We start from the raw sequence: 23,042 nt of genomic DNA, 5'->3' as shown, positions 1-23,042 counted from the left end.
GCCGCTCAGCCCTTGGCCATCGCCCGCTTGAAGGCCGGGCGGGCGGTCATGCGCGCGAAATAGTCAGCCAGCACGGGTTCGGTGATCTCGAACTTGGCGGCGCGGGCCCAAAGCAGGCAATGCGCCAGCAGGATGTCGGTCACGGAAAAGCTGTCGCCGGCGGCGAATTCGTTGCCGTCCATGCGCTTGACGAAACTGGCCTGGTTCACCGAAAATTCCCAGCGCAGCGAGTCCTTGACGCCATCGACGCGCCGTTCCGGCGGCAGGATGAACGAATGGCGCGCGGCAGTCCACAGCACCGAGTCGAACTCGTCCAGCACGCATTGCGTCAGCGCATCCTGGCGCGCGCGCGCCAGCGTGCCGGCGGGTTGGGTGAAACGTCCGTGGGCATCGGCCAGATACTGGATGATCGCCGCCGAATCGGTGATCGGCTCGCCATCGACCAGCAGCACCGGCACCTTGCCGCGCGGATAATGGCGGGTCACGTCTTCGGCATGGGGTTTCACGCCCAGATGTTCATAAGGCACGCCCAGTTCCTCGAGCATCCAGAGCGCGCGTCCGGCGCGGGTGCTGGCGGATCCGATCAGCGTATAGTTGGACATGGGTTCCCTCCCGTTCGTTTCGCGCGCATCAAGACACGGCTCCGGGGGCAGATCAAGCGCCGGACCGGCGCGCGGCACGAAGTTCGGGTCAGCGACATCATCGTCGCGCGGCATTCCTCACGCCGGACCAAGGCCCGGGATCGTGCCGGACCCACGCCCTGGGGTCAGCGCCGCCCGGCCAGCCGCGCCAGACGGATCAGCGCGCGTTCGGCCAGCGCGCGCGTTGGGGCGCGGGTGCTCGATCGCAGGGCCATGTCGGTGGCGATGAGATCGCGCAGCGCCTCTTCCACCCGGGGAAGGGTCCAGTTCTGGGCCTGTTTCAGCAACCTGTCGCGGCGTGGGCCGAACACCGGCGGTCGCAGCGCCTGGAGGCCCTGCGACGGGCCGCCGGGCGCGCTGACCAGCGCGTGCAGCGTGCGGAAATGGCGCGCGGCGCCGATGACCACGGCGACGGGTTGCACACCCTGCGCCGCCAGCCGCGCGAGCAAGGGCGACAGATCGGCCATGCGCCCCTCGGCCAGCGCGTTCAGGATGTCGTCGATGCCGGCCTCGGTGCTTTGCGGTGCCAGCATGGCGATTTCGGCCGGGGTCAGCGGCTGGGGGTCGTTCAGCTTGTAGAGCGCGATGCGTGTCAGGGTCTGGCGGAAATCCCCGGGCTCGATGGTTTGCGCCAGCGCCACAAGGTCGCGCATGGCCTCGGGGGGGGCGCCCTCCAGCCCCTCGGCGCGCAGCATCGCCTCGATCTCGTCGCGGCCGGGCGGGTCGTCGTAGACGGCCAGCACATAGGCGCGGCGGTCCGCTTCGAACAGTTTGCGCAGCTTCGATCCGGGGGTCAGCGCCCCGGCGGTCGCCACCAGCAGCGCGTCGCCCTCGGCCCAATCGGCCAGCACGGCCTTCAGCGCATCCGTGGCCGCATCGGTCGCTTCGTCGATCAGCACGGCGCGGGGACCCGGGAAAAAGCCCTGCGCCTTGACCGCGTCCAGCGCGGCCGCGGCGTCCTTGCGCAGGTCGGCGCCGGGCATCCGCGTCAACCGCATCTCGCCCTCGCCCTGGGGGCCGATCCGGGCGGCGATCACCTTGGTCCGGCGTTCGGCCACGCGCATCGCGTCGGCGCCATAGATCAGCAGGGCCGGGCAGCGCGGATCGGGCCGGTTCAGGAAACCCGCGGCATCCCGGGGCGACAGTTTCACGAGGCGAGGCCCGGCTCGGTGTAAAGCCGCGTGACCAGCGAATCGGCAAGCATCCGCATCAGGCGCAGCTGCGCGTCCTCTTGCGCGGTATGACTGGCCAGTTGGGTGCCGGTGGTGGAATAGACGGTATTCCCCTCAACCCGACCCGAGGCCAGCGTGGACCCGCTGCCCGGGTCCGTCACCGTGAAATCGAGCGTGCCAAAGACCTGCACCCGGGTGGCGCCGAAATTCTGCACCACGCCGCCGCCGATCTCGCGCGTGGCGATGGTATAGGCCAGCGCATAACGGGGCTGCACCGGGCGGCCGAGGAGATCCTCGAACGCCGCGACGAAATCGAAATCGGCGCGGCTGACAGGATCGTCGGCGCGAATCGCCCCCCTGAGGGCGCGGCCCGCGCCGCCCTCGCCATAGACCGGGCGAAAGCCGCAGCCTGCCAGACCAAAGGCCCCCAGCGCCGTCAGAAATCCGCGTCGGTCAGACAACCACATTCACGATCCGCCCCGGAACCACGATCACCTTCTTGGGCGTGACACCCGCCAGCCCGCGAATCACAGCTTCGTCGGCCAGCGCGGCTTTTTCAACCTCTTCCTTGCTGGCGTCCCTGGGCACGGTGATCTCGGTGCGGCGCTTGCCGTTGAACTGCACGGCCAGCGTCACGGTGTCCTCGACCAGCATCGCGGGGTCGGCCTTCGGCCAAGGCGCCAGCGTTACCAGCCCGTCGCCCCCCAGCCGGTGCCAGAGGTCCTCGGCCAGGTGGGGGGTCATCGGCGCCATGAGCTGGGCCAGCACGCGGCCGGCCTCTTTCTGTGCCCGGGCCGAGGCCCTGGACCGGCTCAGCGCGTTCGTGAACTCGAACAACTTGGCAATCGCCTTGTTGAAGGCGAACCCTTCGATGGTCGCGGTGACGTCGGCAATCGCGCGGTGCATGGCACGGGCCAGATCCTCGTCCCCCTCGCCGGCGTGATCCGCGGCAAGGGCGCCGATGCGTTCACCCAGCGACCAGACCCGGGCGAGGTGCTTGTGGGTGGCCTCGGCGCCGGCGGCGGTCCATTCGACATCGCGTTCAGGCGGCGAATCGCTCATCACGAACCAGCGCGCGGTGTCGGCGCCGAACTGTTCGATGATCGCCACCGGATCGACCACGTTGCGTTTCGATTTCGACATCTTGGCCGAGGGGACGATCTCGACCTCGGTGCCGTCGGCCAGATAGCCCTTGCCGTCGCGCAGTTCGACCTCCTCGGGGAAGTGATAGACCGCGCGGCCCTTGTCGTCGCGGGTCTGGAAGATCGCGTGCGTCACCATCCCTTGCGTGAACAGCGCGTTGAACGGCTCGATGGATTTTGCGGGCAGGTGGCCCGTCCGGTGCATCGCGCGCGCGAAAAAGCGCGAATAGAGCAGGTGCAGGATCGCGTGTTCGATGCCGCCGATATACTGGTCCACGTTCATCCAGTAGTCGGCCTCAGCCAGGTCGGTCGGCGCGGCGGCATGGGGCGCGGTGAAGCGCGCGAAATACCAAGACGAATCGACGAACGTGTCCATCGTGTCGGTTTCCCGCCGGGCCGGCGCGCCGCAGGACGGGCAGGGGCAGTCGCGCCAGGTGGGGTGGCGGTCCAGAGGGTTGCCGGGCTTGTCGAAGCTGACGTCCTCGGGCAGGCGGACCGGCAGGTTTTCCTTTTTCTCGGGGACCACGCCGCAGGCATCGCAATGCACCACGGGGATCGGGCAGCCCCAGTAGCGTTGCCGCGACAGGCCCCAGTCCCGCAGGCGGAATTTGGTCACGCCCTGGCCCAGGCCCCGCGATTCGCATTCCGCGATGGCGGCGGCGATGGCGTCGTCGGCCGAGGCATCCCCGGGCCAGCCAAAAGCGCGGGTCCAGCGGACCTTTTCGGATTTCATCGGGACATAGGGCGCGGCCTGGATATCCCAGTCCTGCGCCACGGGCAAAAACGTGTCCAGGATCGGCAGACCGTATTTGCGCGCGAAATCGTGGTCGCGCTGGTCATGGCCAGGGCAGCCGAAAATGGCGCCGGTGCCGTAGTCCATCAGGATGAAATTCGCCACCCAGACGGGCAGTTCCCAATCGGGATCAAAGGGATGGCGGACCGTCAGCCCGGTGTCGAAGCCCCGCTTCTCGGCGGTTTCCAGCGCCTCGGCGGTGGTGCCACCCTTGGCGCATTCCTCGCGGAACGCCTGCAATGCGGGGTTGGTCGCGGCCAGGTCGCGCGCCAGCGGATGGTCGGCCGAGATACCGACGAAACTCGCGCCCAGCAGGGTGTCGGGGCGCGTGGTGTAGACCTCGATCGCGCCCTGGCCGTCGGCGCGCTGGAACGAGAATTGCAGCCCGCGCGACTTGCCGATCCAGTTCGCCTGCATCAGGCGCACCTTTTCGGGCCAGTCCTTGAGCCCGTCGATGGCGTCCAGCAGTTCGGCCGAATAGTCGCTGATCTTGAAGAACCACTGCGTCAGTTCGCGGCGCTCGACCTCGGCGCCGGACCGCCAGCCCTTGCCGTCGATCACCTGTTCGTTGGCCAGAACGGTCATGTCCACCGGGTCCCAGTTCACGACCGCGTTCTTGCGATAGACCAGGCCGGCCTGCATCATGTCCAGGAACAGCGCCTGCTGCTGACCATAGTATTCGGGATCGCAGGTCGCGAATTCGCGCGACCAGTCGATGGACAGGCCCAGGGGCTTCATCTGCCCCTTCATCACCTGGATGTTGTTGTAGGTCCAGGTGCCCGGGTGGCCGCCCTCGGCCATTGCCGCGTTTTCCGCGGGCATCCCGAAGGCGTCCCAGCCCATCGGATGCAAGACGCTGAAACCCTGCGCTTTCTTGTAGCGCGCGACGACGTCGCCCATGGTGTAGTTGCGCACATGCCCGATGTGGATGCGCCCCGACGGATAGGGGAACATCTCCAGCACGTAATATTTCGGACGCGCCGGGTCCATGCGGGCGGTGAAGCACCCCTCGGCATCCCAGGCGGCCTGCCAGCGGGGCTCGATCTCTTGCGGCTGATAGCGGGCATCGGAGGACATGCGTATTCCCTGCAAATGAAAAAGCCGGGCGAGGGCGCCCGGCGTTGTCTTACAGGCGGCGCGGCGGGGATTCCAGCCCGCCGAATCGCCGCAGTCGGCTTACAGCCCCAGTTCGCGGATGCGGATCTGGCGCGCGCGGGTCAGAATCGCGTTCTCGACCGCGCGCACGGTCTCGTCGCTGGCCGGTCCGTTGCGGGTGATCAGCGCGACGTTGAGCGACCGCGCGTCCAGCGCCGCGTCGGTCACCGCGATGGTCGCGCGATAGGGCCGCCCGCCACCGGGGGGCGTGCCGAAGCCGGTCGTGATGACCCCAGAGAAGGGATCGACCGTGTCCACGGGCAGGAAGTCCAGCACCTCGAGCGAGGCGGTCCACAGGTAGCGGTTCACCGAAATCTGCGTCGAAGGGTCCTGCCGATTCGAAAACAGGTCCCAGATCGACGCGGTCGATCCGGTGTCGGCCTGGCGCTGGTTCAGCGATTCCTCACGCGCGGTCGCGCGGTCGCCCGCGTCGGGCCCGTTGCCAAAGGGCCGCCAGCCACCGCACCCCGACAGGGTCAGCGCGCCGCACAGCGCCAGCATCGTCATCGCCGCCGATTTTCCAGCCATCCGTTCTTCCACCCCAGATCGCGGTTTCTCACGGTGGCGCGCGGGCGCACGCCGTTCCGAACGCGGTTCTGTCTATCCGAGGGGCGCGGCGCGAACAAGCAATTTGCGGACCGCCGGCGGTGCGCCGCCGGCTCCGGCCCGAAACCCGCATCGCCGGGTCGCCTCGGCGGGCCCCGGCGCCGAGGGCACGGCCCCGCCGCCGGCCGCCGGTGTTAACAGGGAATCGCGCGTGTCGCGCCCGTGCGGGCGCGCGATAGGGGCTGCGACGCAAAGCGGTTGAAACCCGCCGATCAAGGCCATTTTCAGCCAGTTTTCAGGGTATCGGCGGGGGTTCGCCGGGCCAGGCAAAGGGTTCCGGGGCAGCAATATGGCTTTTTTGCATCACCCCGGAGATTGTTTCCGCGGCTTTGGAGGTTCGCGGTTGTTTAATGAAGCGGCAAGAACGAAACAGGCTGTGACCCAACTTGCTGACAAGCTGGGCATGATTTTAGTCAACGAGGGAAACCATGAAGAAGATTCTTCTCGCTTCGACCGCTCTGGTCCTGTCGGCGGGCATCGCCAATGCGCAAGCGGTGTCGATCACCGGTGAAGGCCGTATGGGCATTCAGTATGACAGCATGGGCTTCATTTCGCCCGTGACCGGCCTGTCGTCGAACGGCGGTTCGAACTATCGCATCGAAAACCGCCTGACCCTGAACTTCAACGTCGCCGTTGAAGCCGATCACGGCCTGTCGTTCGGCGCCTTCACCCGCGCCCGGATGCAGATGGGTGGCGGTGCTGCTGCCGTTTTCGCCGCGAACCAGACCGGCGTGTTCTCGGGCTCGCGCGTTTGGGTCGAAGCCAACGGCCTGCGCCTGACCTTCGGTAACCAGGACGGCGCCATCCAGACGGCCGGCGTGGCGATGGGCTACTTCGGTGGCTGCGCCGTCGGCTACGAAGGTGGCCAGCAGTGCGGTGACTCGGCCGGCCTGCTGTCGGTTTCGCACCTGAACATTTCGACCGGCGCTGCCGGTGGCCAGCGCGCTCAGCTGACCTACACCATGGGTGACATGCGCTTCGCCCTGTCGCACGATCGTGGCGGCGCGACCGAAATCGGTATCCGCGGCACCTTCGACGCGTTCACCGTCGCTCTGGGTTGGTCGAACAACAGCGGCTCGGCCGTTTGGGTCGCCGCTCCGGCTCCCGCTGGCCCCTACGCGCCGATCGCCGCTCTGGGCGGTGCTCGTCCGACCGGCACCCTGGCTCTGTCGGGCCGTTACAATGGCGGTTCGTGGACCGTTGGCGCGCTCGTCGCTCGCGTGACGACCTCGGCTGCTGCTCCGAACAACAGCTTCACCAACTACTCGGTTTCGGCTAGCGCCGCTCTCGGCGGTGGCAACCTGTATGGCTATGTTGGCCGCGCTTGGGGCAACGGCACCTACGGTCTGAACTACGGCTACGGCCTGGGCGGCGGCGCCACCCTGATGGTCGGTGCCGAGCGCACCGGCGGCACCGCGAACCTGACCACGGCTTCGGTCGGCGTTGCCTTCACGTTCTGATAGACCCTCGGGTCAATCAGCGAAGAGCGGGCTTCGGCCCGCTCTTTTGCGTTTTGACGGTCCGGCCCTGGATGGGCGGGGCGCCCGCCCGGGCAGTGATTCGCGCGAACGCGGTCCGGCGCCGGCATCGACCATGCGCGCGATGCCTGATTTTTTGGCCAAATTTCAGTAAGTTCGCACCCCTGGGCGACAGTTTCGCGACTCCGGTCGCGGAAACTATGGCGCGCCTGCAACAGGGTGGCCGGAAAGGCGAATCGGCAACGCGTGGGGCCTGTGAAAGATCCCGGGCCTGAGCAACATGGCGGCAGGGACACAATGCTTTGCCAAGACAGGTTCACCATGCAAAAGCTTCTTCTTGCCACCACCGCGCTCATTGCCTCGACCACGCTGGCCAACGCCCAGGCGCTGACCATCTCGGGCGAAGGCCGTATGGGGGTCGAGTATAACAGCGCCGGGATCGCGGGTGGTTCGAACTATCAGATCGAACACCGCCTGACGCTGGACTTCAACGTCGCCATCGAAGCGGACCATGGCCTGAGCTTCGGCGCCTGGACCCGCGCGCGGATGCAGATGGGCGGCGGCACGCCGGTGATCTTCAACAGCAACCAGACCGGCACCTTCTCGGGCTCGCGCGTGTGGGTCGAGGCCAGCGGCCTGCGCCTGACCTTTGGCAACATGGACGGCGCCATCGTCGCGGCCGGGGCCTCGCACGGCTGGCTGGGCGGCTGCATGGTCGGCTATGAAGGCGGCATCTGGTGCGGCGACTCGGCCGGGCTGGACACCGCGGTGCAGGTCGAGCCGCTGGTCGGCGCGGCCCCGGCGCAGCGCGCGATGGTCACCTATTCGATCGGCAACACCAATATCGCGGTGTCGCACGACCGCGGCGCCGCGACCGAAATCGGCGTCCGGTCCAGCTTTGGCGCGGTCACTGTGGCGGCCGGCTATGCCACGCAGACCCTCGTCGGCAGCTGGACCGGTGGCGCGTCGCTGTGGACCCTGTCGGGCCACTATGACGGCGGCGCCTGGGGCGTCGGCGCGATCGCCGCGCGCAGCGCCGGCATCACCAACTGGTCGGTCTCGGGCAACGTCGGCCTGGGCGGAGGCGATTTCTACGCCTATGTCGGGCGCGTGAACGGCGATGGCACCTATGGCCTGAACTACGGCTATGGCCTGGGCGGCGGCGCGACCCTGACCGCCGGCGCGGAACGCATCGGCGGCGTGACCAACACCACGGTGGCGTCGGTCGGCGTGTCCTTCACCTTCTGATCCGCCGGGATCGGACGCGAGACGCAGGCGGGCCCCCGGGCCCGCCTTTGTCATGCGCGGGGGTCCGCTCATGACTGGCGGCGGGGATTTCGCCGCCGGGTCGCGGGTGCTAGGCTTTGCCCATGCGATTGCGTTCCTGCCCGCCCCCGATTCCCGTGAGCTTGCTGGCCCTGCTTTTGGCCAGCGCGCCGGCCCTTGCCGATGTCAGCTATTCCGTCGGCGGGCGATTCGGGGTCGCCTATCGCGAGGATCCGGCCCACCCCGGCGGGCAGATGATGGCGCTTTACGAGGGGCGCTATACCACGACCTATTCGCACGAGGCGGACAACGGGCTGCGGTTCCGGTTCGATGTCAGCGTGGTGGTCGGCAACCTGCCCGACGACAACCGCCTGTCGGTCGGCGGGGTATCGGCCGGCGTGGTGCTGGGCGAGGACTGACTTTCCTTTCCGGCCGCGCTATGGCTTGCTTCCCGCGACGAAGGAGGCCCGAATGACCCTGTCCGCCATCACCGAACGCCTGCGCGCCGCCGAACTGCGCGCCGGGCGCGAACCCGGTTCCGTCACGCTGATCGCCGTGTCCAAGGTTCAGCCGCCCGAAAAGGTCGAGGCCGTGCTGGCGCAGGGTCAGCGACTCTTTGGCGAGAACCGCGTGCAAGAGGCGCAGACCCGGTGGCCCCCCTTTCAGGCCCGGTTCGCGGGCGTGTCGCTGCATCTGATCGGGCCCTTGCAGACCAACAAGGCGCGCGTCGCGATGGGGCTGTTCGACGCGATCCATTCCGTGGACCGCCTGAAGCTGGCGGAAACGCTGGCGCGGCTGGCCGACGACCTGGGGCGATGCCCGGCGCTGTTCGTGCAGGTCAACACGGGCGCCGAGCCGCAGAAGGCCGGGGTGCTGCCCGACGAGGCCGAGGCGCTGGTGGCGAGGGTGCGCGCACTTGGCCTGCCGCTGGAGGGGTTGATGTGCATCCCGCCCGCCGATCAGGACCCGGCGCCGCATTTCCGCCTGCTGGCGGTGCTGGCGGCGCAGAACGGGTTGGCGGGTCTGTCGATGGGGATGTCCGACGACTTTGAGACCGCCGTGGAACTGGGCGCGACGCATGTGCGCGTGGGCTCGGCGCTGTTCGGGTCGCGGACGGGTTAAGGCGGGGGGCTGCCGCCCCCCGCACCCCCCGCCCAAAGGGGGCCTTCTGCCCCCTTTGGAAACCCCCGAGGATATTTCCGGCACAAAGACCCCCTCAGTCGAGGAGCGGGTCGATCAGTTCGGGTCCCTCGGCGCGGTTGGAATTCACCGCGGTGCCGACCCGGTGCATCGTGAGCGCGTCGTCGGCCAGGGGGCGCATCAGCCTGGCCGCGCCGTGGCCGGCCTCGCCCAGCCAGAGGGGCCAGTCGCCTGTCTCAACGATCACCGGCACGCGGTCGTGCAGCGCGGCCATGGGGCCCTGTGCCGCGGTGGTGATCACGGCGCAGGTGGCAAGGCGGGTGCCCTGGGGGTCGGTCCAGGTCTGCCAGACGCCGGCGAGGATCATCGGATCGCCATCGGCGCGGGTCACATACCAGGGCAGGCGGGTGTCGCCGTCGCGTGTCCATTCGTAAAAGCCCGAAACCGGGATCAGGCAGCGCCTTTTGCGGGCGGCCTCGGCAAAGGCGGGTTTCTCGGCCAGGGTTTCGGCGCGGGCGTTGAACAGCAGCGGGCCGTCGGTGGGGTGTTTGTACCAGCGCGGGATCAGCCCCCAGCGCATCGCCCCGTAGCGCCGGTTGCCCCCCTGCGCGACGACCACCGCCAGCGCGGAGGTTGGGGTGACGTTGTAGCGCGGCACGGGGGGCAGATCGTTCGCGGGGGTTGCCGCGAACAGCCGCGTCATCGCGTCATGGGGCAGGGTGATGGCGATACGTCCGCACATCCGGACAGGGGGCCACGCACTGGCCCCCGGGTCAAGGGGCCTCGGCGCAATCGGCGATGGCCCGGGCGAGGGCGCGCAGCGTTTGCGCGTAGAGATCCGGCCCCGGGTCGAGCGTCGTGCCCGCCGGGTCGAGCGGGGCGCCGATGCGCAGCGCCGTGCCCTCGGCGATCAGGGCGACGTAGCGCGCGGGGTGGTTGGATTCGGGGAACAGGCAGGCGGGGCCGGCCTCGGCCAGGGCCGCGCGCAACCGTGCGAGTCGGGCGGCGCCCGGGTCACTGGCATCGCCCAGGCTGATGGTGCCCAGCACCGTCAGCGGAAAGGCTGTCGCGAAATAGCCATAGGCATCGTGCGACATCACCAATCCTGTGCCGCTGGCCGGTGCGAGCGTCGCGGCGATCTCGTCCCTGAGGGCGCGGATCCCTTGGGCCGCGGCATCGGCATTGGCGCGGTAAGTGGCCGCATTCGCCGGGTCCAGCGCCGCCAGGCGCGCGGCGATCGCATCCAGCCAGGCGATCGCGTTCTGGGGGTCCAGCCAGACATGCGGGTCGGTGCCTTCGTGGTGGTGGCCCTCGTGGTCGTAGTCGTGGTCGTGGTCGGCCTCGTCGGTGTCGGGATCGCTCATGTCCAGCAGCGGCGACGGCTGGAAGGGTTGCAGGCGCAGTCCCGCGACCTGATCGAGGTCCAGCACGGTGCCATCGGCCAGGGTCGCGAGCGGGCGCTCAAGCCAGGGTGTCATGCCCTCGCCGGACCATAGAACCAGATCGGCCCTGGACAGCGCCCGGGCCTGACTGGGCCTGAGTTGCGCGTGATGTGGATCGGCGCCCCGGTCCAGCAGCAGGTCGGGCGTGCCCAGATCGCCCAGCACCTGCGCGGCCAGCGATTGCACGATCGGCGTGTCGGCGGCCACGCGGGGGGGCTGGGCCAGGGCGGGTGTGACGAGGATCGAGGCGATCAGGGCTGGGCGAAGGATCATGGTGGGGCTTGGCTCTGCATGCAGGAGTGTTATACTGTAACTAAGTTATATTATAACATAACCAGAGGCAAGACCCTGCCATGTCCACGCCCGCCTTTGAGCCGCACGACCATCACCGCTGCGTCCACACCGCTCTGGCCGAGGCCGAAACCCTGGCCCGGCAGCGGGGCCTGCGCCTGACCCCGGTGCGCCGCAGGGCGCTGGAGATCCTGCTGGAGCGGCATGGCGCGATGGGGGCTTATGACGTGTTGCAGCGCCTGTCCGAGGACGGTTTTGGCCACCAGCCGCCGGTCGCCTACCGCGCGCTGGAGTTCCTGGTCGAAAACGGGCTCGCCCATCGCATCCGGCGGCTCAACGCCTTTGCCGCCTGCGCCCACCCCGGCCGCGACCACAGCGCCGCCTTCCTGATCTGTCGGGGCTGCGACGCGGTGGCCGAGATCCCGGCCGACCCCCTGCGGGACGTGCTGCAAAGTGGCGCCGAGGGGCACGGATTTCAGGTCGAGCGCGCGACGATCGAGGCGTTGGGTCTGTGCGCCCTGTGCCAGACTGGGGCCGCGCCATGATCCCGCTGATCGAGGCGCGCGGACTCGACGTGGCCTATGGGCACGCGCCGCCGGTGCTGCATCACGTCGATTTCACCCTGCGCGCGGGTGAGATCGTCACCATCGTCGGCCCGAACGGTTCGGGAAAATCGACATTGTTGCGGGCCCTTCTGGGCATGGTGCCGCTGTCCGGGGGGACCGTGCGGCGCGCGCCCGGGCTCAGGGTCGGCTATGTGCCGCAGACCCTGCACCTGGATGCGAACCTGCCGTTGCCGGTGTCCCGGTTCCTGCGCCTGAACCGGCGCTTGCGCGCCGACGAGGTCGCGGCCTTGCTGGCACGGGTCGGTGCGCCCGGCCTGGAGACGCGCGAAATGGCCACGCTGTCGGGCGGGCAGTTCCAGCGCGTGCTGTTGGCGCGCGCGCTGGCCGGCGATCCGCAGCTTCTGGTTCTGGACGAACCGACGCAGGGCCTGGACCAGCCCGGAACCGCCGCCTTCTATCGCCTGATCGAGGAGGTGCGCCGCGCCATCGGCTGTGCCGTTCTCAGCGTCAGCCACGACCTGCACGTGGTGATGAGCGCCTCGGACCGTGTGGTCTGCCTGAACGGGCATGTCTGCTGCGAGGGGACGCCCTCGGTCGTGTCGAACGCGCCGGAATACCGCGCGCTGTTCGGCCTGGGCTCGCAGGGTGCGCTGGCCCTCTATCAGCACCACCACGACCACGGTGCCGACCATCCCGACCACCCCCATGACCACGAGGTCTGCGACCATGATCATTGACGCCTTTGTCCTGCGCGCGCTGGCGGCGGGGCTGCTGCTGGCACTGGCGGCGGGGCCGCTGGGGTGTTTCGTGGTCTGGCGGCGTATGGCCTATTTCGGCGACGCCACCGCGCATGGCGCCATTCTGGGCGTGGCGTTGGCGCTGGCCTTTGGCATCTCGGTCACGCTGGGCACGCTGGTGACGGCGCTGGTCATGGCACTGGTCATCGCCGCGTTGCAGGGACGGGGCTGGGCGGTCGATACGCTGCTGGGGGTCCTGGCGCATTCGGCGCTGGCGCTGGGGCTGGTGGCGGTCTCGTTCCTGCCCGGCGTGCGGGTGGATCTGTCGGCCTGGCTGTTCGGCGACATCCTGACCGTCGGCGCGGCCGACCTGTGGTCCGCTGCGGCCGGGGTCGGGCTGGTGCTCGCGTTGCTGGCGTGGCGATGGGAGGCCCTGCTGAGCGCGACCATCAGCGAGGACCTGGCGCGCAGCCTGGGCCTGGATCCGCGGCGCGAACACCTGGTGCTGGTGCTGGCGCTGGCGATCGTCGTCGCGGTGGCGCTGAAGGTGGTGGGTGCGCTGCTGATCGGGGCGATGCTGCTGATCCCGCCCGCGACCGCGCGCGTCTACGCGCGCTCGCCCGAAGGGATGGCGATGGCCGCCGTGGCGCTGGCCGCGCTGGCGGTGGTGGCGGGGCTGGCTGCCTCGTTGGTGCTGGACACGCCGGCCGGGCCCAGCATCGTCACGGCCTCGGCTGCGTTTTTCGCGGGGACGCTGGGCGGCGCGGCCCTGCGCCGGGCTATTCTCAGCCGCGTTCGCGCCTGAGCGGGCGCGACAACAGCAGGTCCTTGGCCAGGTCCAGCGACACCGCGCCCTTCAGCAGCGCCGAGACCATGCAGGTCACCGGCAGCCTGTCGGGGTCGGCATCGGCGGCGATGGCGTGGGCGGTCATCACGCCTTCGACGGTCTGCGACGGGTCCGGCGCCGCGCCCTGTCCGATCGCCAGCCCGTGGCGGAAATTGCGCGATTTCTCGGATGTGCAGGTCAGCACCAGATCGCCGAATCCGGACAGCCCCCACAGCGTTTCCGCCCGCGCGCCGCGCTGGGTTGCCAGGCGCGCCATCTCGGCCATGCCGCGCGTCATCAGCGCGGCGCGGGCGCTTTCGCCCAGGCCCGCGCCGATCGTCAGGCCGGCGGCAATGGCAATGACGTTCTTCAGCGCCCCCGCCCATTGCGCGCCGACCGGGTCATCGGACAGATAGAGCCGCAGGTTGTGCGTCGCCAGCGCCGCCTGCAACGTCTCGCCGCCCGTGCCAGACAGCGCCAAGGTCAGGGCCGTGGGCTTGCCCAGCGCGATGTCGGCGGCAAAACTGGGGCCGGTCAGCACGGCCGCCGGCGCGCCGGGGATCACCGCCGCGATCACCTGCGTCGGCAGCAGGCCGGTGCCCAGTTCCACGCCCTTGCAGCAGGCGACCAGCGTTCGGCCGGTCAGGTCCCGGGCGTGCGTCCGGACCACGCCGCGCAGCGTCTGGGTGGGCACCGCCAGCAGCAGGATGGGGGCCTGCGCGGCCTGGGTCAGATCGGCGGTCGGGGTCAGGCGGGGGGGCAAAGGGGCGCCGGGCAGGCGGGCCGCGTTCTCGCGTTGGCGAGCCATCGCCTCGGCTTGGGCGGGATCGCGCGCCCACAGGGCCACGCGCTTTCCGGCCTGCGCCAGGGCAATTGCCAGCGCCGTGCCAAAGGCGCCCGCGCCAATCACGCCGATGTCGGGCCGCGTCATGCCGATCCTTTCCGCCCTTTCGGGCTTTGCAGCCTGGCCTCTCAGCCGCTATGAACGGCGGAACGCCCGTTTCGCCGGCAGGAGGGGCCCGATGGTCGATATCGCAACCCGCGTCCACAATCACAACTGGAAGATCGACCCGATCGTCCGGTCGCTGATTGATACGGACTTTTACAAGCTTCTGATGTGTCAGTCGATCTTTCGCAATCGGCCGGACACCCGGGTGACGTTTTCGTTGATCAACCGCAGCACGCGGGTGCGCCTGGCCGACCTGGTGGACGAGGGCGAGTTGCGCGAGCAACTGGACCATGTGCGCGGTCTGGGCCTGACGCGCGGCGAAAGCACCTGGCTCAGGGGCAACACCTTTTACGGCAAGCGGCAAATGTTCCGTTCGGATTTCATGGAGTGGTTCGAGACCCTGCGCCTGCCGCCCTATCAGCTGGAAAAGCGCGATGGCCAGTATGAGCTGACCTTCGAAGGCGCCTGGCCCGAGGTCATGATGTGGGAAATCCCGGCGCTGGCGATCCTGATGGAGCTGCGTTCGCGCGCGGTTCTGAAGACCATGGGCAAATTCGAGCTGGAGGTGCTCTATGCCCGGGCGATGGCGCGGGTGTGGGACAAGGTGCAGCGCCTGCGGCAGATCCCGGGGCTGAAGATCGCCGATTTCGGCACCCGCCGCCGGCACAGCTTTCTGTGGCAGGACTGGTGCGTGCAGGCGATGATGGAGGGGCTGGGCGATGCGTTCAGCGGCACCTCGAACTGCCGAATCGCCATGCGTCGCGATCTCGAGGCCGTCGGCACCAACGCGCACGAACTGCCGATGGTGATGGCCGCGCTGGCGGAAACCGACGCCGCACTGGCCGAGGCCCCCTATCGCGTGCTGTCCGACTGGCACGAAGAACACGACGGCAACCTGCGCATCATCCTGCCCGACACCTACGGCACCGAGGGGTTCTTGAAGAACGCCCCGGACTGGCTGGCCGGCTGGACCGGCATCCGCATCGATTCGGGCGATCCGGCGGCGGCGGCCGAGGTGGCGATCCGCTGGTGGAAGGACCGTGGCGAGGATCCGGCGAAAAAGCTGGTGATCTTTTCGGACGGACTCGATGTCGAAAAGATCGAGGACCTGCACGCCCGCTTTGCCGGTCGGGTCAAGGTCTCGTTCGGTTGGGGCACGCTTTTGACCAACGATTTCCGCGGCCTCGCCAACGGCGACGCGCTCGCGCCCTTCTCGCTGGTGTGCAAGGCGGTCTCGGCCAACGGGCGGCCCACGGTCAAGCTGTCGGACAACCCGTCCAAGGCGATGGGCCCGGCGGACGAGGTCGCGCGCTACAAGCGGGTGTTTGGGGTCGGGGAACAACGCGCGATGGATGTGATCGTCTGACGCGCCCCGCGCCGGGTGCGGCGCGGTGTCATGCGGCTGGCCTCTTGGAACGGCGGCCGAGGCAACGCATATAAGGGGCAAAGCCGACCGCGGTCGGACCTGCGAATGGAGAATGCCATGCTGGGCCAGATGGATGCGACCCCCGCCGCCGGCGGTTGGGTGAAGGAAACGAGCGAAGCCGAATTCATGCAAGACGTCGTGGACGCGAGCCAGGAGGTTCCCGTCATCGTCGATTTCTGGGCGCCCTGGTGCGGTCCTTGCCGCACGCTGGGCCCGGCGCTGGAAGCCGCCGTCAATGCCGTCAAGGGCAAGGTGCGGATGGTCAAGCTGAACGTGGACGAGAACCAGCAGATCGCCGGTCAGTTGCGCATCCAGTCGATTCCGACGGTCTATGCCTTTTACCAGGGCCGCCCGGTCGATGCCTTTCAGGGCGCGCTGCCGGCCTCGGAACTGAAGAAATTCGTCGAGAAACTGGTGGAACTGGGCGGCGACGACGGCGGCCTGGGCGCCGCGCTGGACGAGGCCGAGACCGTGCTCGGTGAAGGCGACGCCGCGGGAGCCGCCGAGATCTTCGCCGCCGTTCTGGGCGAGGAACCCGAGAATGCCGTGGCGCTGGGCGGTCTGGCGCGGGCGCAGATCGCGCTGGGCGCCCTGGATCAGGCCGAGGCGCTTTTGAACAACGCCCCCGACGCCATCGCCGCCGCGAAAGAGGTCGAGGCCGCGCGCGCACAACTGGCGCTGGCGCATCAGGCCGCCAACGCCGGCCCGGTCGAGGATCTGCGCGCGGTGCTTGAGGGCGATCCCGCCAACAATCAGGCGCGCTTCGATCTGGCGCAGGCGCTGCACGCCAAGGGTGACATCGCCGGTGCCATCGACACCCTGCTGGAGCTGTTCCGCCGCGATCGCGAATGGAACGACGGCGCCGCCAAGGCGCAGTTGTTCACCATCTTCGACGCGCTGAAGCCCAACGATCCGCTGGTCCAGAAGGGCCGCCGCCGTCTGTCCTCGATGCTGTTTGCCTGAGGGACACGGGGGCGGTATCATCCACGCCATGCTGAGCGCGTCGGACCTGCCAGACACGATCCCGCTGTTCCCCTTGCCGGGCGCATTGGTCCTGCCGCGTGCCCGGCTGCCTTTGCACATCTTCGAGCCGCGCTATCTGGCGATGGTCGAGGATTGCCTGGCCACCCGAACCCGTCTCATCGGCATGATCCAGCCGCGCGTCACGCCCGCCGGTGGCGGGGACCGGCTGCACAGTATCGGCTGCGCGGGGCGCCTGACCAGTTTCTCGGAAACCGAGGACGGGCGCTACATGATCACCCTGATCGGCGTTTCGCGGTTTCGCCTGATCGAGGATCTGGGCACCGGGCCGGCCCCGTATCGGCGCGGCCGGGTGCAATGGGACACATTCGCGCGCGATCTCGGGCGGGCGGAACAGGACCCGCGGCTGGACCGCGTGGGGTTTCTCGACCTGCTCGCGCGGTATTTCGAGGCCGTGAACCTGTCGGCGGAATGGCCCAGCCTCAAGGACGCCGAGGACGAGATGCTCATCAACGCGCTGTCCATGCTGTGCCCGTTTCCGCCCGAGGAACGCCAGGCCCTGCTCGAGGCCCCGTCGCTGGAAACGCGCCGCGAAACGCTGGTCACGCTGATGGAATTCGCGCTGCGTGGCCGAGGTCGTGGCGAAGAAAAGGACGTTCTGCAATGACCGACGGCCCCGGCGAAACCGACCGCCACATGCTGGAATCGCTGGTCTGCCCGGTGACGCAGGGGCGGCTCAGCTACGACGCGGCGGCGCAAGAGCTGATCTCGGCCACGGCCCATCTGGCCTTTCCGATCCGCAACGGAATCCCCATCATGATCGCGTCCGAGGCCCGCGAACTGGAGTGATGCGATGAAACACGCCACCCTGACGATCCTCTTGCTGGTGCTGGCCGGGTGTTCGCCGCTGCAACTGTGCCTGGCCGATGCCGATCAACAGGCGCGCGACACGCGCCGGGCCTTGCGGGAGCACCAGCAGAACCTGTCGCGGGGCTATGCGATCGAACGGGTGCGCGTGCCGGTGCTGGAAAGCACGCCCTGCGCCGCCCCGGGTGGCGGGACCACCACCTGCACCCGCTGGGACTATGACATCGCCGAGATCCGCCACCCCATCGACCGCGGCTTCGAACGCGAGCGCATCGCGCTGCTGGAGCGCCAGCTTGCCACCGCCGACCGGCGGTCGCAGGCGGCGCAGGCACAGTGCCGCGCCAGCTACCCCGAGGGCTGAGCGGGCCGGGGCTTGACCCCTCTTTCACATGTGCAATATGTTGCCGGGGAAGGAGTCCGCCACCGTGATCGTTCCCCGTCTCTCCTCGATCCGCCGCGCATGAGCCCGGCGCGGAACCGCGACATCGGGATGCGGGCGATGCTGCGCGCGCGGGCGATGCCCCTGATCGTGGCCGTGGCGCTGCTGCTGGAAACGCTGGACGCCAGCGTCATCGCCACCGCGCTGCCCGAAATCGCGCGCGACCTCGGCACCTCGCCCATCCATCTGAAACTGGCGATGACCTCGTATCTGCTGGCGCTGGCCATCTTCATCCCGGCCTCGGGTTGGGCGGCGGACCGGTTCGGGGCGCGGCGCGTGTTTCGTTGGGCGATCACCGTCTTTGCCGCCGGGTCCATTGCCTGCGGGATGTCCTCGAGCATGGAGGCGTTGATCGCGGCCCGGGTGTTGCAGGGGATCGGCGGCTCGATGATGGTGCCGGTTGGGCGCCTGATCGTGCTGCGCACCACGGCGAAATCGGACCTGGTCTCGGCCCTGGCCTGGCTGACGGTGCCGGCGCTGGTGGGCCCGGTGCTGGGCCCGCTGCTGGGCGGGTTCATCACCACCTACTGGAGCTGGCGCTGGATCTTCTGGATCAACATCCCCATTGCCCTCGCCGGCCTGGTGCTGGTCACGCTGTTCATCCCGACGATCCGCTCGGACGACGTCCGCGCGTTCGATGCCGTCGGCTTTGCGCTGCTGGGGCCGGGTCTGGCGGCCTTTCTGACGGGCATCACGTTGGCCGGTCTGGGCCTGGCCCAACCCCTGTGGAGCGCGGTCTTCACGCTGGGCGGTCTGGCGCTGGTGCTGGCCTATGCGCGACACGCGCGTCGGGTCGCGGCGCCCCTGATCGACCTGACGCTGTTGCGGATCCCGACCTTTCGCATCGCCGCCCTGGGGGGCACGTTCTTTCGCGTCGGCGCGGGGGCGCGGCCCTTTCTGTTGCCCTTGCTGTTCCAACTGGCGTTCGGGATGACCCCGTTCCAGTCGGGGGCGCTGACCTTTGCCTCGGGCGCGGGGGCGATGGCGATGAAGTTCACGGCCAAGCCGATTCTCGACCGCTTCGGTTTTCGCCGCGTGCTGGTGGTGAACGGGATTCTGGCCTCGGTGCTGATGCTGCTGCCGATGGCATTCAGCGCGACCACGCCCTGGCCGCTGGTGGTGCTACCGCTGTTCGTGGCGGGCGTCGGCTGGTCGTTGCAGTTCACCGCGATCAACGCGATGGCCTATTCCGATGTCGCCGCCGAGCGGATGAGCTCCGCGACCTCGTTCAACTCGGTCGCGCAACAACTGGCGCGGTCGGTCGGCATCACGCTGGCGGCGTTCGGCCTGTCGGGGGCGCAGGCCTGGACGGGCAGCGCCACCCTGAGCGCGACCGAATTCGCGCCGGTCTTTGTGCTGGTCGCGTTGGTCGCCTTGCTGTCGGTGCCCTATTTCGCGCGCCTGTCGCGCGACGCGGGCGGGGCGCTGCTGGCCCGGCAGGCCGGTTGACGCTAGGCAAAGGGCCCCCGACTGGTCTATCTAGGGCGGGATTTGATCAGATTTCCGCGCAGGTTCCATGGCCCCGACCGATCACGCCCCCGGCAAGCTGCCCGAGCACGAGGCCACCTATCGGCGGCTGCGCGACATGGTGATGTTCGGCGAACTGGAGCCAGGCCAGAAGGTGACGATCCAGGGCATCACCGCAACGCTGGGCGCGGGCATGACCCCCGTGCGCGAGGCGATTCGCCGCCTGACCGCCGAGGGCGCGCTGATCCTGCACGAAAATCGCCGCGTCTCGGTGCCCAGGTTGACCCCTTCGCAAGTCGAGGAGCTGGCCTTTGCGCGTCTGGCGCTGGAGCCGCGGCTGGCCGCCCTGGCCATGGAACGGCTGACCCCGGCTGACATCGACCGGATCGAATCGCTGGACCAGGCGCTGGACGTCGCCATCGCCGCGGGCGAGACACGCGGCTATCTGGCCGGGAACTATCGCTTTCACTTCGCGCTGTATGATGTGGCCGGGGCCCCGATTCTGACCTCGCTCACGCAATCGCTCTGGTTGCGCTTTGCGCCGTCGCTGCGGGTGGTGATGACCTCGGACGGAGCGATCGGGCCCGATTTGCACAAGGAGGCCCTGTCGGCGATGCGGGCGGGCGACGGGCGCGCGCTGGTGTCCGCGATCGAGGGCGACATTCGCCAGGGGATCGACCGGGTGCGCGCCGATCTGCACCAGGCGCTGTTGCGGGCGGGCAGGGGGCGTTGCCCCCCTCGGCCTGACGGCCTCACCCCCCAGGATATTTGCGGCACAAAGAAGGGCCGGGGGCGGGATTAATTTGATCAAATTACGTTGCGGCCGGGCGCGGGCGGGCGTAGGTTGGGGCGAATCCCCGGGGGGCCCCGCCTGCCGGGGCAAGAAGGAGCCATTGCCATGCGTCAGATCACCAATCACCTGCCCACCGCCGAACTTCAGGCCCTGGACGCTGCGCATCACATGCATCCGTTCACCACGAACGACGCGCTGGCGCGCAAGGGTGCCAGGATCATCACCCGGGCGAGCGGCGTCTACCTGACGGACAGCGAGGGGTCCTCGATCATCGACGGGATGGCGGGGCTTTGGTGCGTGAACATCGGCTACGGGCGCAAGGAACTGGCGCAGGCCGCCGCGCGCCAGATCGAGGAACTGCCCTATTACAATACCTTTTTCCAGACCAGCCATGTGCCCGCCATCGCGCTGTCGGCGCGCATCGCCGACCTGGCGCCGGGGGATCTGAACCATGTGTTCTTTGCCTCGTCCGGGTCCGAGGCGAACGATACCAACATCCGGCTGGTGCGGCATTACTGGGCGCTGAAGGGCCAGCCCGAGCGCAGCGTCATCATCGCCCGCAAGAACGGCTATCACGGATCGACCATCGGCGGGGCCAGCCTGGGCGGCATGGTGCCGATGCATCAGCAGGGCAACCTGCCGATCCCGGGCATCGTGCATATCGACCAGCCCTATTGGTATCTCGAAGGGGGCGACCTGACGCCGGACGCCTTCGGCCTGGCGCGCGCGCGCGCGCTTGAGGACAAGATCCTTGAAATCGGTGCCGACCGCGTGGGCGCCTTCATCGCGGAACCCGTGCAGGGGGCGGGCGGAGTCATCATCCCGCCCGCGACCTATTGGCCCGAGATACAGCGCATCGTGGACAAATACGGCATCCTGCTGATCGCCGACGAGGTCATCACCGGATTCGGCCGCACCGGCAACTGGTTTGGCAGCCAGACCTTCGGCATCCGCCCGCATATCATGACCATCGCCAAGGGTTTGAGTTCGGGCTATGCGCCGATCGGCGGGTCGATCGTCTGCGACGAGGTTGCGGCCGTCATCGCGTCCGACGAATTCAACCACGGCTACACCTATTCCGGCCACCCGGTTGCCGCCGCCGTGGCGTTGGAGAACCTGCGCATCATGGAGGACGAGGGCGTCGTCGAGCATGTGCGCGACGTGGCGCACCCGCATCTGGCGGCGCGTTGGCACGCGCTGGCGGATCACCCGCTGGTGGGCGAGACCGCGCTGGTGGGGATGATGGGGTCGCTGGCGCTGACCCCGGTGAAGGGGCGGCGCGCCCGCTTCGCCGGCGAGCAGGGCGCGGCGGGGCTGATCACCCGCGAGCGCTGCTTTGCCAACAACGTCATCATGCGCCATGTCTATGACCGCATGATCATCGCCCCGCCGCTGGTCATGACCCCCGACGAGATCGACATTCTGATCGACCGCGCAACCAAGGCCCTGGACGAAGCCTATGCCCAGCTCAAGGCCGAGGGGATGCTGGTGGCCGAGTGAGCCGGGGACCCGCGCCATGGACCTGTTGACTGCGAACGACCGCCCCGGCACCTACCCTGACAGCTGGTATGCCGCCAGCGCCGACATGCTGCCGCCGTTTCCGGCCGCCATCGGGGCGCTGTCGTGCGATGTCTGCGTCGTGGGCGCCGGGTTCACCGGGCTCAGTGCGGCGCTGCATCTGGCCGAGCGAGGCTATGACGTGATCGTGCTGGAGGCGCAGCGCGTCGGCTTCGGCGCCTCAGGTCGCAACGGCGGGCAGGTGGGCACCGGGCAGCGGCTGGACCAGGGCGCGCTCGAGGGGATGGTCGGGCGGACCGTGGCGCGCGCGCTGTGGGACCTGTCGCTGGACTCGGTCGCCGTGACGCGCGATCTGGCGGCCCGCCACGCGCCCGAGGCCGGCTATGCACCCGGAATCATCCACGCCGCGCATCGCGCGCGCTATGTGCCCGAGTTCCACGCCTATGCCGAAAAGCTGGCGCGGGACTACGACTATCACCAGATCCGGCCGCTGGACCGGGCGCAGATGCGGGCGCTGGTCGGTTCGCCGGTCTATCACGGCGGCGATATCGACATGGGGGGCGGGCATCTGCACCCGCTGCGCTACGCGTTGGGGCTGGCGCGGGCCGCCCAGGCCGCGGGCGTGCGCATCTACGAGGGCGCGCGCGTGGTCGCGCTGACAAAGGCCGACCCCGCGCGCGTTCACACCGATGCCGCGCAGATCACCGCGCGGTTCGTCGCGCTGGGTCTCAACGGTTACGCCGGCCGGATCGAGCCCGCGCTGGCATCGCGCGTGATGCCAATCAACAACTTCATCGCCGCCACCCGCCCGATGACCGAGGCCGAGCGCAACCACGTCATCCGCGGCAATCACGCGGTGGCGGATTCGAAATTCGTCATCAATTATTTCCGCTTTTCCGACGACAACCGCCTGCTGTTCGGTGGTGGCGAGTCCTATGGTTATGCCTTTCCCAAGGACATCGCCGCCAAGGTCCGCGCGCCGATGGAGGCGATCTTTCCCCAGCTCAAGGGGATCGAGATCACCCACGCCTGGGGCGGCACGCTGGGGATCGCCTACAACCGGATGCCGTATTTTGCGCGGCTGGCGGGGAACGTGCTGTCGGCCTCGGGGTTTTCCGGGCACGGCGTGGCGATGGGAACGCTGGGCGGCAAGCTGATGGCCGAAGCGATCGCCGGGCAGGCCGAGCGGTTTGACGTCATGGCCTCGGTTCCCAGCCCGCAGTTTCCGGGCGGCGCGACGTTGCGTTGGCCGCTGATGGTGGCGGCGATGCTGTGGTTCTCGTTGCGCGACAGGTTGTGACGACGGCATGATTCGCCTCCGGTTCGCGGTGTCTTGCGCCGGGTGCG

The 23,042-nt window shown here is 68.7% G+C and carries 24 protein-coding genes; 16 read left to right on the top strand and 8 right to left on the bottom strand.

The annotated features are described in order from the left end of the window. Positions 1-5: 5 nt before the first annotated feature. The 5 genes from H6900_00860 to H6900_00840 form a co-directional block, all read right to left on the bottom strand. Positions 6-602 (bottom strand): glutathione S-transferase family protein, encoded by a 597-nt coding sequence (locus H6900_00860; GenBank protein ID MCC0071815.1) that lies wholly within the window; start codon positions 600-602, stop codon positions 6-8. A gap of 164 nt (positions 603-766) precedes the next feature. Continuing rightward, a complete protein-coding gene (locus H6900_00855; protein ID MCC0071814.1) occupies positions 767-1,792 on the bottom strand; it encodes a DNA polymerase III subunit delta in 1,026 nt (341 codons plus the stop codon). Further along, positions 1,789-2,280 carry a hypothetical protein gene (locus H6900_00850; GenBank protein ID MCC0071813.1) on the bottom strand — a complete coding sequence of 164 codons (492 nt, stop codon included), beginning with the start codon at positions 2,278-2,280 and terminating at the stop codon, positions 1,789-1,791. The genes H6900_00855 and H6900_00850 overlap by 4 nt, the downstream gene beginning before the upstream one ends. Then, a complete protein-coding gene (locus H6900_00845) occupies positions 2,267-4,825 on the bottom strand; it encodes a leucine--tRNA ligase (GenBank protein MCC0071812.1) in 2,559 nt (852 codons plus the stop codon). The genes H6900_00850 and H6900_00845 overlap by 14 nt, the downstream gene beginning before the upstream one ends. A gap of 99 nt (positions 4,826-4,924) precedes the next feature. Beyond that, positions 4,925-5,431 carry a DUF3576 domain-containing protein gene (locus H6900_00840; GenBank protein ID MCC0071811.1) on the bottom strand — a complete coding sequence of 169 codons (507 nt, stop codon included), beginning with the start codon at positions 5,429-5,431 and terminating at the stop codon, positions 4,925-4,927. A gap of 506 nt (positions 5,432-5,937) precedes the next feature. Here H6900_00840 and H6900_00835 point away from each other — a divergent pair. The 4 genes from H6900_00835 to H6900_00820 all read left to right on the top strand — a co-directional run bounded on the left by H6900_00835 (position 5,938) and on the right by H6900_00820 (position 9,375). Beyond that, on the top strand, positions 5,938-6,969 hold the full coding sequence (locus tag H6900_00835; protein ID MCC0071810.1) for a porin: 1,032 nt from the start codon (positions 5,938-5,940) through the stop codon (positions 6,967-6,969). 339 nt (positions 6,970-7,308) lie between these two features. Continuing rightward, the gene (locus H6900_00830) at positions 7,309-8,235 is read left to right on the top strand and encodes a porin (protein ID MCC0071809.1); all 927 of its coding nucleotides are present in this window, start codon (positions 7,309-7,311) and stop codon (positions 8,233-8,235) included. Between the two features lie 155 nt (positions 8,236-8,390). Beyond that, positions 8,391-8,672 carry a hypothetical protein gene (locus H6900_00825; protein ID MCC0071808.1) on the top strand — a complete coding sequence of 94 codons (282 nt, stop codon included), beginning with the start codon at positions 8,391-8,393 and terminating at the stop codon, positions 8,670-8,672. A 52-nt stretch (positions 8,673-8,724) separates the two neighbouring features. Then, positions 8,725-9,375, top strand: a complete 651-nt coding sequence (locus H6900_00820) for a YggS family pyridoxal phosphate-dependent enzyme (GenBank protein ID MCC0071807.1) — start codon at positions 8,725-8,727, stop codon at positions 9,373-9,375. 94 nt (positions 9,376-9,469) lie between these two features. On the opposite strand, the gene H6900_00815 is transcribed toward H6900_00820, so the two are convergent. Both H6900_00815 and H6900_00810 read right to left on the bottom strand, forming a co-directional pair. After that, complete coding sequence (locus H6900_00815) at positions 9,470-10,135, bottom strand: SOS response-associated peptidase (GenBank protein ID MCC0071806.1); 666 nt, start codon at positions 10,133-10,135, stop codon at positions 9,470-9,472. Between the two features lie 31 nt (positions 10,136-10,166). After that, complete coding sequence (locus H6900_00810) at positions 10,167-11,108, bottom strand: zinc ABC transporter substrate-binding protein (protein ID MCC0071805.1); 942 nt, start codon at positions 11,106-11,108, stop codon at positions 10,167-10,169. An 80-nt stretch (positions 11,109-11,188) separates the two neighbouring features. Here H6900_00810 and H6900_00805 point away from each other — a divergent pair, with 80 nt between their 5' ends. Genes H6900_00805 through H6900_00795 form a run of 3 tightly spaced genes read left to right on the top strand, consistent with a single transcriptional unit; the run spans position 11,189 to position 13,234 of the window. Then, complete coding sequence (locus H6900_00805) at positions 11,189-11,671, top strand: transcriptional repressor (protein ID MCC0071804.1); 483 nt, start codon at positions 11,189-11,191, stop codon at positions 11,669-11,671. Further along, positions 11,668-12,429, top strand: coding sequence for a metal ABC transporter ATP-binding protein (locus H6900_00800; GenBank protein MCC0071803.1), 762 nt, complete (start codon positions 11,668-11,670; stop codon positions 12,427-12,429). The genes H6900_00805 and H6900_00800 overlap by 4 nt, the downstream gene beginning before the upstream one ends. After that, entirely contained in the window at positions 12,422-13,234 is an 813-nt protein-coding gene (locus H6900_00795) for a metal ABC transporter permease (protein ID MCC0071802.1), read from the top strand. The genes H6900_00800 and H6900_00795 overlap by 8 nt, the downstream gene beginning before the upstream one ends. Here H6900_00795 and H6900_00790 read toward each other — a convergent pair. Then, complete coding sequence (locus H6900_00790) at positions 13,215-14,186, bottom strand: NAD(P)-dependent glycerol-3-phosphate dehydrogenase (protein MCC0071801.1); 972 nt, start codon at positions 14,184-14,186, stop codon at positions 13,215-13,217. The two genes, H6900_00795 and H6900_00790, sit on opposite strands and share 20 nt — an antisense overlap. Positions 14,187-14,277: 91 nt before the next feature. Between H6900_00790 and pncB the strand changes: the two genes are divergently transcribed. The 9 genes from pncB (at position 14,278) to H6900_00745 (ending at position 22,995) form a co-directional block, all read left to right on the top strand. Beyond that, positions 14,278-15,570, top strand: a complete 1,293-nt coding sequence (gene pncB, locus H6900_00785) for a nicotinate phosphoribosyltransferase (GenBank protein ID MCC0071800.1) — start codon at positions 14,278-14,280, stop codon at positions 15,568-15,570. A 105-nt stretch (positions 15,571-15,675) separates the two neighbouring features. Further along, complete coding sequence (gene trxA, locus H6900_00780; GenBank protein MCC0071799.1) at positions 15,676-16,593, top strand: thioredoxin; 918 nt, start codon at positions 15,676-15,678, stop codon at positions 16,591-16,593. Positions 16,594-16,621: 28 nt separating this feature from the next. After that, positions 16,622-17,278, top strand: a complete 657-nt coding sequence (locus H6900_00775) for an LON peptidase substrate-binding domain-containing protein (protein MCC0071798.1) — start codon at positions 16,622-16,624, stop codon at positions 17,276-17,278. Next, positions 17,275-17,460 carry a Trm112 family protein gene (locus H6900_00770; GenBank protein MCC0071797.1) on the top strand — a complete coding sequence of 62 codons (186 nt, stop codon included), beginning with the start codon at positions 17,275-17,277 and terminating at the stop codon, positions 17,458-17,460. The genes H6900_00775 and H6900_00770 overlap by 4 nt, the downstream gene beginning before the upstream one ends. A gap of 4 nt (positions 17,461-17,464) precedes the next feature. Further along, entirely contained in the window at positions 17,465-17,839 is a 375-nt protein-coding gene (locus H6900_00765) for a hypothetical protein (protein MCC0071796.1), read from the top strand. 129 nt (positions 17,840-17,968) lie between these two features. Next, a complete protein-coding gene (locus H6900_00760) occupies positions 17,969-19,366 on the top strand; it encodes a DHA2 family efflux MFS transporter permease subunit (GenBank protein ID MCC0071795.1) in 1,398 nt (465 codons plus the stop codon). Between the two features lie 67 nt (positions 19,367-19,433). Further along, complete coding sequence (locus H6900_00755; GenBank protein ID MCC0071794.1) at positions 19,434-20,186, top strand: GntR family transcriptional regulator; 753 nt, start codon at positions 19,434-19,436, stop codon at positions 20,184-20,186. 96 nt (positions 20,187-20,282) lie between these two features. Continuing rightward, positions 20,283-21,677 carry an aspartate aminotransferase family protein gene (locus tag H6900_00750; GenBank protein MCC0071793.1) on the top strand — a complete coding sequence of 465 codons (1,395 nt, stop codon included), beginning with the start codon at positions 20,283-20,285 and terminating at the stop codon, positions 21,675-21,677. Positions 21,678-21,693: 16 nt separating this feature from the next. After that, on the top strand, positions 21,694-22,995 hold the full coding sequence (locus H6900_00745) for an FAD-binding oxidoreductase (GenBank protein MCC0071792.1): 1,302 nt from the start codon (positions 21,694-21,696) through the stop codon (positions 22,993-22,995). Positions 22,996-23,042: the final 47 nt, after the last annotated feature.

It is taken from the genome of Rhodobacter sp. (genome assembly GCA_020637515.1).
Taxonomy (GTDB): Bacteria; Pseudomonadota; Alphaproteobacteria; order Rhodobacterales; family Rhodobacteraceae; genus Pararhodobacter.
This window is presented reverse-complemented; position numbering and strand designations above follow the sequence as displayed.